This is a genomic window from Acinetobacter sp. YH12155 (genome assembly GCF_013418255.1).
Lineage (GTDB): Bacteria > Pseudomonadota > Gammaproteobacteria > Pseudomonadales > Moraxellaceae > Acinetobacter > Acinetobacter indicus.
Map to the genome: position 1 here is coordinate 60,859 of NZ_VPCK01000011.1, position 8,538 is coordinate 69,396.

Here is an 8,538-nt window from a genome sequence, read left to right on the forward strand (position 1 = left end):
TTTTTTGATACAAATCTATGTTTCTTTTTGAAAGATAACTCTTTTTTGAGGTGAAAGTTTAAGCAGATGTTTCTTCTATTGAGCGAAAACATTTTTCTTTATTATTAATTTCGATCTTAGCGCCAATTTTCATCTAACCCGTGTTCAATTTAGTGTAAAATCTTGAAAATTTTTTTGGAAGGAAGATCATGTCTCAGCTTTCAACGATTATTGAACAAGCGTTTGAAGATCGTGCTAATTTCACCGCGGCAGACTGCCCGGCTGAAATCCGTCAGGCAGTAGAGGAAGCTATTGCTGGCTTAGATAACGGTACACTGCGTGTAGCGGAAAAAATTGACGGTGAATGGGTTGTACACCAATGGTTGAAAAAAGCCGTTTTGTTATCTTTTAAACTAAACGACAATAAACCAATTGAGTCATGTGATCTTCGTTTCTATGACAAAGTCGATACCAAATTCAAAGGCTGGACTGAAGAACAGTTTAAAGCGGCTGGCGTACGTGTAGTACCCCCTGCAGTTGCACGTAAAGGTTCGTTCCAGGCGAAAAATGTGGTGCTGATGCCATCGTATGTCAACATTGGTGCATATGTAGATGAAGGCACTATGGTAGACACTTGGGCCACTGTCGGTTCATGTGCACAAATTGGTAAAAATGTACACTTGTCTGGTGGTGTCGGTATTGGTGGTGTACTTGAGCCGCTACAAGCCAATCCAACTATTATTGAAGATAACTGCTTCATCGGCGCACGTTCTGAAATCGTGGAAGGCGTGATTGTTGAAGAAGGTTCTGTGATTTCAATGGGCGTTTACATTGGTCAATCTACCAAGATTTATGACCGTGAAACTGGCGAAATCCACTACGGCCGTGTTCCTGCCGGTTCTGTAGTTGTTTCTGGCAGCCTGCCATCTAAATGCGGCACATACAGCTTATATGCTGCCATTATCGTGAAAAAAGTTGACGCGCAAACACGCGCGAAAACCAGCCTGAACGATTTATTACGCGAAGACTAATTTTTCTTTAGTTTAAGCGGAGCTATCGCTCCTCATCTCTACGGTTAGCAATGATCGTAGAGATTTTTGTTTTTCTACCCGGTGGTTAATTTGTTATGAGTACGCTTCGATCTTCCGCTATTCCTGTTTCTGATCCGTCTGCGGGTTTACGCATTACGGAGATCTTCTATTCATTACAAGGCGAAGCCAATACCTCAGGGCTGCCAACTGTATTTATCCGTTTAACCGGTTGTCCGCTGCGCTGTACTTATTGTGATACCACCTATTCTTTTGAAGGTGGCGAGCGTCAGTCGCTTGAAGCAATTATTCAGACCACGCTGGACTTTAACACACCGTATGTCTGCGTGACGGGCGGTGAACCGCTGGCACAGCCGAATGCCCTGCCTTTAATGCAGCGATTAGCAGATTTAGGCTGTGAAGTGTCTCTGGAAACCAGCGGTGCTTTAGATGTGTCTAAGGTAGACCCGCGTGTTTCCAAAGTTTTAGATTTAAAAACCCCAACTTCGGGGGAAGTTGCACGGAATTTGCTTTCAAATCTGGACTATTTGACTGCGCACGATCAAATCAAGTTTGTGATTTGTAACCGTGAAGATTATGAATGGTCGAAGCAGCAAGTAGAGTTATATCAACTGCATAAAAAAGTCAGTACCGTCTGGTTTTCCCCTGCCTTTGAAGTTGAAAATGGTGCCGCACGCATGCCACAACTGGCCCGTGATTTGGCCCAATGGATTTTAGAAGACCATCTCCCTGTTCGTTTTCAGCTACAGTTACACAAACTGCTGTGGAATGACGAAACTGGTCGTTAATCAGGCTGCTGTATAATTGCTCTGTTTGCAAAATTAAGCTGCGAAACGCAAGGCTTTATACACAGCTCAAATTGCTTTTTATTATTTTGGAGATTCTGATGCGCCCTCGTGCCATTGTATTGTTATCTGGTGGTTTAGACTCAACAACCTGTTTAGCGTGGGCGCAAGCGCGTTATGAATGTATCGCCCTCAGTTTTCGTTATGGCCAGCGTTCAACCACTGAACTGGACGCTGCCAAAGCCTTAACCCAGCGTGCAGGTGTAGAACATCGTGTCATTAATATAGATTTAGGTAACTTAGGTGGCTCTGCCCTGACCGATCATAATATTGAGGTACCCGAGCAGGAACAGGATGGTATTCCGGTGACTTATGTGCCAGCACGTAACACCATCTTCCTGTCTTATGCACTGGCAGCAGCGGAAGTATTTGATGCAGAAGCCATTGTTATTGGTATTAACGCGGTGGATTATTCCGGCTATCCGGACTGTCGTCCTGAGTTTATTGAGGCTTTTGCCAATATGGCGCGTTTGGCGACCAAAGTGGGCGTAGAAGGAAAATCACTCAAATTTGAAACACCTTTGTTACATTTATCCAAAGCAAATATCATTCGCTTAGGTCTTGATCATGGCGTAGACTATAGTCAAACGGTGTCTTGCTACCAGGCAGATGACCAAGGACGTGCTTGTGGAAAATGCGATAGCTGTCGTTTACGTAAACAGGGTTTCCTAGACGCAGGTGTGGCTGATCCAACACGTTATATACCGTAATGACAAGGTAGAATCTATGAAGAATTTAAAATCAAACATTATCCTTTCTGCGATTGTGTCTACTGTAGCCGTATTCGCAACATCTGCTCAGGCCAACACAGACAAATTGCAACAGGCATATAAAAGCACCAATGTAAAATCGGCGCTGATTAATGTTTGTAAAGAAGAAACTGCCAAAGGTAAAAAGTTAAGCGCTGCTGAAGTCAGCAAATACTGTACCTGTGCGGTTGAAGCAGATGGCAAGCTGACCAATGCACAAAAATGGGAAATCCAAAGTACCATTAACCAGAAGAAAAGCCCAAGTACTCTTGCTTTTGTCCAAAAACAAAACAAAGACTTACAGGCATGTTTTGGTCCTCAGTTAACCGGTAAATTAAAAACCTTAACTGAAGAAGCCATGAAAGCCGCGCAAGCGCAGCAAAAGAAGTAATCATATATTTCCTCCAGAGGCCTGCATCCATTGCAGGCTTTTTTTTGCCCAGTTTGCTGCGTTCATTTTTCTCTACCGGTAATTTGTGAGAAAACGCAGGAAATTCGGTATGATAGAGGCAATTTAAAAACTGACACAATCTAAAAGGACGATATCATGAGCGACTTGAACTTACCGAATCAGACTTTTCCGACCACCACGGCGGAAATCAATCTGGCTGAACTACAGGCGGAATGGTTAATTGTGTATTTTTATCCAAAGGATTCCACTCCAGGCTGTACCACGCAGGCGGTAGATTTTTCTGGCCTGAAAGATCAGTTTGAGGCATTGGGTGCGACCATTCTTGGCGTGTCGCGTGATTCGGTGAAAGCACATCAGAACTTTACTGCCAAACAGAACCTGACGATTGATCTGATCAGTGATAAGGAAGAAGTGCTGTGCCAGCATTTTGATGTGATTAAAGAAAAAAATATGTATGGCAAAAAAGTCATGGGAATTGAGCGCTCTACCTTTATTTTCCATAACGGCCAGCTGGTCAAGGAATACCGTAAAGTCAAGGCTGCAGGACATGCCGAGCAGGTACTGGAAGATTTAAAAACCTTACAAGCCAACAGTTAAACAATTGCTGGATCGGAAAAAAGCCTGATACAAGATCAGGCTTTTAATTCACTCATCACGTCTATTGTTATCTCATTATTGAACACGCCACTGACCTTTAAGCTGAATATTGACCTTTTCTCCAACACCACCCATCGCCTTTTTCATGCCAAAATCACTGCGCTGAATTTGGGTAAAGGATTGCACATCCAGCAATTTTGGATTTCCTGTATTCGGTTTTAAACTGGTATGAAAAACAACCGGACGCGTCACGCCGCGTAGGGTTAAATTGCCGGCAATACGATATTGATCAGGACCTAAAGCGGTAAAACGCGTGCTTTTAAAACTGACGGTTTTATATTTTTGAGCATAGAATAAGTCCTCACCCAGAATCATATGTCTTAAAGACGGTTTACTCAGCTGCAGACTGTCCACATTTAGCACAAATTGGGTTGAGGCCTGCTGCGGTGCTGTTGGATCAAAATGCATGACTGACTGCACCTCTTTAAACTGCCCTCCGACCAGTTGCACGCCCATGGACTTAATTTCAAAACCAACTTCACTTTTTGGGGTCAAGGTCCAGCGCTCGGCATAGGCCGGGCTGATACCCAACAGCATAATAGCCGCACCCAGCAAGCATTTTACTGTTGGAACTATGGTATGTGAGGGGTTCAACTTCATCGCTTATCTCCTTGCGGCGCAACTGGCTTTATCTTGTTAACAAGATGGAGCTGGCGAGCTTAGGTGAGATTACTACGGTCTTGCGCATGATATTTGTCTTGTAATTGTTGATAAACCGGCGTGTGCTGAAAATTCTGTAAAAATTTGATTGTGCCCGGCGGGAAGGCATCGGTCCAGATTTCTCCACGAAAATAGGCTTCACGTACCGGCGTGGCAGACATGGCACCTTCCAGACTGTCAAGCTCGACCATCTCCCACTCCGGGAAAAATTGCAGATAATAGGAAGACTCATCTTTAAAATGGCCAATTAAACCGACTTTGGCTTCTGGTCCGGCCACCGTGGCCACCAGCATTTTCACCAGTTTCTGCCATTTTTCATCGTTATATACATCGACCACATGCACAAACTTGATCCGCTGCTGCTGCTCTGGGCTAAAGTTGGACAGAATCATCTGCTGGCGTTCAGCGGCAGTAAACGGATTTTTGATATTGCGTTCATCTTGTGCTGAGCCCAATGCCAAAATCACGTTTTCACTTTGCTCCAGCGCGATTAAAATGGTCTGCATATGTGCCAGATGAAAAGGCTGGAAGCGGCCAATAAACACAAGATAATCAAATTTATAATTCATAGCACATCAACTTTTATGAACTCACCAGTTGTGGCGTCAACAATAATTTTCGCCATAATAAGCCCATAAATTCAAATTAATTGAAAGCAAGGATAGTACGATGACACTGAGCTGTATTCAACAACCCCATCCACATTTGAATGCGAATTTAGACAATGGCGTACTGACCTTAGCCATTCAGCGCCCGGAAGCCAAAAATGCCCTGTATGGTGAACTGTATCTCTGGATTGCGCAGGCACTGGACGAAGCCGATCAGAATAAAGACGTCCGCGTAGTAATTTTACGCGGAGCCGATGCTGATTTCAGTGCCGGTAACGACATGCAGGACTTCATGAAGTTTATTCAAACACCATTGCAAGGCAAAGCTGGAGATACGCCACCCTTTGTATTGCTAAAAGCCACTGCACGTTTTTCCAAACCACTGATTGCTGCGGTGCGTGGTGTAGCCATTGGCATTGGGGTCACGCTGTTATTACATGCAGATTTAGTCTATAGCGACAACACTGCCCTGTTCCAGATTCCATTTGTGAGCCTCGGCCTGTCCCCAGAAGGTGCGTCCAGCAAACTGCTGGTACAGCAGGCCGGTTTCCATAAAGCCGCAGAGCTGCTGCTAACTGCTCAGAAGTTTAACAGCGACAAAGCGCTAAACGCCGGTCTGGTCAATAGCATTGAAGAGGATGTATATGCCACTGCCCAGCAACAGGCGCACATTTTGGCAGCCTTACCACTGGCTTCTCTCAAACAAACCAAAGCGCTAATGAAACACAATCTGGATGAGATCATTGACTGTATTGATCATGAAGCGGAAATCTTTATGAAACGGGTCGGCTCACCGGAAATGATGGAAGCTGTACAGGCTTTTATGCAAAAACGTAAACCTGACTTTACCCAGTTTCATTAAGTATTATGCTCATCAACGTAGGTGCAGTCGCTGTGCCTACGTTTTTTAGGGTTTAGTTGTTTTCTCTTTCTTTTATCTCTTTTGTGATGGTTCCCATGTCAAATTCGTCAGATCCCTCATCTTTAAACTCTGCATCATCTTCAACCGAGAAAAAACGCTATTACGAACCGGCACCACAAGATATTGATGTCGAAAACTTTCGTAAAGTCATCACCAGCCGCCGTTCGGTACGTAAATTTACAGACAAGCCCATTCCAGCGGATATTTTAGATGCCTGCCTGGATTTAGCCTTACTGGCACCGAACTCTTCCAATTTACAGCCATGGACCTTTTATGTGGTTCAGAACCCGACCAAGAAAAAGCAGCTGGTCAAAGCCTGTCTGAGTCAGCTGGCAGCCAGAACTGCGGCCGAGCTGATTGTTTGTGTGGCACGCACCGACCGCATTGATGAAATGGCCAAACTCAATATTTCCGAGTTCCCGTTTCCTGAAGCGCCAGCCCCGGTAAAAAAATACTATAAATTTATTCCCTATAATTATAAAACTGGCTATTTCAATGCCTTCGGTCATTTCAAAAAAGTGGCCTTTAAAGTGGCACGTAGCTTGGACAAGCAATTGCCAGTGTCGGCATTTCATCCGGCCGATGCCAAACTGTGGGCCTCGAAAACTACCGCTTTGGCCTGTGAAAATCTGGTGCTGGCCTTACGCGCTTATGGCTTTGACAGCTGTATGATGGAAGGTTTTGATGAGCCAATGGTGCGTAAAATCTTAAAGCTGAATGAACAGCAATATGTGGTGATGGTAATTGCTGCCGGTGAACGTGCGAAAGATGGCGTGTTCTTCCCGCAATACCGGTTTGACCGGGAGTTGTTTATTCAGAAAGTTTAAACAAGATGTAAAAAGTCCCACTTTTCTTTAAGAGAGAAGCGGGACTGCTGCACAAGGGAGAGCTGATTAAAAGGCTCTCCCTCTCTGTCAGATATTCCAATATTCAATAATTAAAACTGCACATCTATCATCTGAATAAACTCAAATGCTGGTTCTTCATAAGGATGGCTATCTTTTAAGGCACGGGCTACATTTGCTGCGTTATCTTCCGGTACAATGATTTCCACCCGCCATTCCTCTACTTTTTCAAGCGTGCCGACTTCCCCAATATACGGGTCTGCGCCACGTAAGGGTTTAAATTGCCCGGTGCCCAGCACCTGCCAGGCACAGTGTTCATAATCGCCGATTCCCCCACCACCGGCTTTAAATACAGCAGCTTTGGTGGCTTCCAGATGCGATTCAGGCACATAAAAAATCAATTTTAGCATAGTCACTCCCGGTATTGATCTATCTTTCATACCGTATTGACTGGCCTGTTGTCATCTGCTGTTTGCAAGAAATGACCTAAATCCTGAATAGCGCTACATCTGTTTGAATAGATACAGTACTGATCCCAAACAATTGCCCAGCTTTAGCTATGGCTTTGGATGAAACATAGCGATGGATTAGCGAGAATTATTGAATCTTCAAAATCGATTAGATCCTTTCTTTGCTTAGGCTATTCCATTGAGCCCATTATTTATTTCAGCAAGGTAATCTACTTTAAATTTTTCTTAAGACGCCTACAATATTCAGCATCTCGAAATTATCCTGATCGGTGTCCAGGGTATGTGACTTGATTTGCACCTGGATATGATCATTCACCTGAAAATGTCTTAACGGGAAACAGTGCTCATTGGCGCTATAGGCACCCGAACTCGGACTGTCTGACAGCAATTGGGTAATACTTAAACGCAGGTCATTTTTTCTGGAGATGGAAATCTTATCCTGATTGGCATACTGACTCTGAATGCCCTTGCCATACAGCTGGATACAGAGCTGGTTATACTGTTTTTGCAGTGCCTGCGTGTACTGGAAACCATCACTCCAGACCAGTCCTTGTGGCGCGGTCTGAATTCGGGTTTCCGGGTTTTTCACCAGTGAATCATCACCCAGATGAATTAAATATAGCCCCTGCTGAAACACCACATGCGCTTCGGTTAAAGGCTTGAGCTGAACCAGATGGCTATGCTGATCAATATATAAATGCTGGTTCTGATAGGACAGCAACAGGATTTCCGGTTGATAGCCCTCCATCCAGACCGTGCCGGCAATATGATCCGGATAATCATATTCACGAGGCAGATATAAAGTGTAACGGCCATCGGTCTGAGAATGGGTGTAATAGTTGTGTTCGCCCAGCTGCACATAAATTTTGGTTTGGGCAATAGGCTGCCCGCTGGCATCAAATACCTGACCTGAAACCGACCACTTTTCACCTTGTGGCTGCGTACCAGACTGGGACTGGGTTAAACTGGAATGCAGCGGCTGAGCATATCTGACAGACTCCTGAATCTTGGCACTCTCACCACCACAACCGTTCAGTATAATCAAGCTGGTAAAAATAGGAATGACCGTTCGCATCTGCATTTTTGTTATCCACTTTTATAATTATGCTGTTTATTGTACGGTGCCGGGCAAAATCAGCTATCCCCATTTTGGGATGAAACGCTGATAAAAAAGCCACCCGAAGGTTAATGCCAGTCAGTTAAGCAAATATTAGAAAAATGTAGTAAAAATGAGTGTATGTAAATACGCTCATTTTTTTATGTCTTTATCTGAACATTTAGAATCCACTCTTGAACATGCTCTCCCATCACTTAGCCATTTTTGTGAACTTATTGACTTAAA

11 protein-coding genes are annotated in these 8,538 nt (G+C 44.2%); 7 read left to right on the forward strand and 4 right to left on the reverse strand.

From position 1 onward, the window contains the following. Positions 1-188: 188 nt before the first annotated feature. From dapD to FTU86_RS09190, 5 genes are all read left to right on the forward strand, one after another. Positions 189-1,010, forward strand: coding sequence for a 2,3,4,5-tetrahydropyridine-2,6-dicarboxylate N-succinyltransferase (gene dapD / locus FTU86_RS09170; RefSeq protein WP_005176646.1), 822 nt, complete (start codon positions 189-191; stop codon positions 1,008-1,010). A gap of 95 nt (positions 1,011-1,105) precedes the next feature. Next, the gene (gene queE / locus FTU86_RS09175; protein ID WP_075167785.1) at positions 1,106-1,816 is read left to right on the forward strand and encodes a 7-carboxy-7-deazaguanine synthase QueE; all 711 of its coding nucleotides are present in this window, start codon (positions 1,106-1,108) and stop codon (positions 1,814-1,816) included. 98 nt (positions 1,817-1,914) lie between these two features. Then, positions 1,915-2,583, forward strand: a complete 669-nt coding sequence (queC, locus tag FTU86_RS09180; protein WP_160241482.1) for a 7-cyano-7-deazaguanine synthase QueC — start codon at positions 1,915-1,917, stop codon at positions 2,581-2,583. A 16-nt stretch (positions 2,584-2,599) separates the two neighbouring features. Next, on the forward strand, positions 2,600-3,013 hold the full coding sequence (locus tag FTU86_RS09185; RefSeq protein ID WP_005176638.1) for a hypothetical protein: 414 nt from the start codon (positions 2,600-2,602) through the stop codon (positions 3,011-3,013). 156 nt (positions 3,014-3,169) lie between these two features. After that, the gene (locus FTU86_RS09190; RefSeq protein ID WP_005176635.1) at positions 3,170-3,631 is read left to right on the forward strand and encodes a peroxiredoxin; all 462 of its coding nucleotides are present in this window, start codon (positions 3,170-3,172) and stop codon (positions 3,629-3,631) included. Positions 3,632-3,706: 75 nt separating this feature from the next. On the opposite strand, the gene FTU86_RS09195 is transcribed toward FTU86_RS09190, so the two are convergent. Then, on the reverse strand, positions 3,707-4,291 hold the full coding sequence (locus FTU86_RS09195) for a YceI family protein (protein WP_180048484.1): 585 nt from the start codon (positions 4,289-4,291) through the stop codon (positions 3,707-3,709). Between the two features lie 59 nt (positions 4,292-4,350). After that, positions 4,351-4,920, reverse strand: a complete 570-nt coding sequence (locus FTU86_RS09200; RefSeq protein ID WP_075174739.1) for a nicotinate-nicotinamide nucleotide adenylyltransferase — start codon at positions 4,918-4,920, stop codon at positions 4,351-4,353. A 100-nt stretch (positions 4,921-5,020) separates the two neighbouring features. Between FTU86_RS09200 and FTU86_RS09205 the strand changes: the two genes are divergently transcribed. Both FTU86_RS09205 and FTU86_RS09210 read left to right on the forward strand, forming a co-directional pair. Beyond that, positions 5,021-5,821, forward strand: coding sequence for an enoyl-CoA hydratase (locus FTU86_RS09205; RefSeq protein WP_168405207.1), 801 nt, complete (start codon positions 5,021-5,023; stop codon positions 5,819-5,821). A gap of 95 nt (positions 5,822-5,916) precedes the next feature. Further along, positions 5,917-6,708 (forward strand): nitroreductase family protein, encoded by a 792-nt coding sequence (locus FTU86_RS09210; protein ID WP_168416292.1) that lies wholly within the window; start codon positions 5,917-5,919, stop codon positions 6,706-6,708. Positions 6,709-6,818: 110 nt separating this feature from the next. On the opposite strand, the gene FTU86_RS09215 is transcribed toward FTU86_RS09210, so the two are convergent. Together FTU86_RS09215 and FTU86_RS09220 are read right to left on the reverse strand one after the other, a co-directional pair. Next, positions 6,819-7,136, reverse strand: a complete 318-nt coding sequence (locus FTU86_RS09215) for a hypothetical protein (protein WP_005176621.1) — start codon at positions 7,134-7,136, stop codon at positions 6,819-6,821. A 274-nt stretch (positions 7,137-7,410) separates the two neighbouring features. Then, positions 7,411-8,277: a carboxypeptidase-like regulatory domain-containing protein gene (locus FTU86_RS09220; RefSeq protein ID WP_180048483.1), complete on the reverse strand. Its 867-nt coding sequence runs from the start codon at positions 8,275-8,277 to the stop codon at positions 7,411-7,413. Positions 8,278-8,538 lie beyond the last annotated feature (261 nt).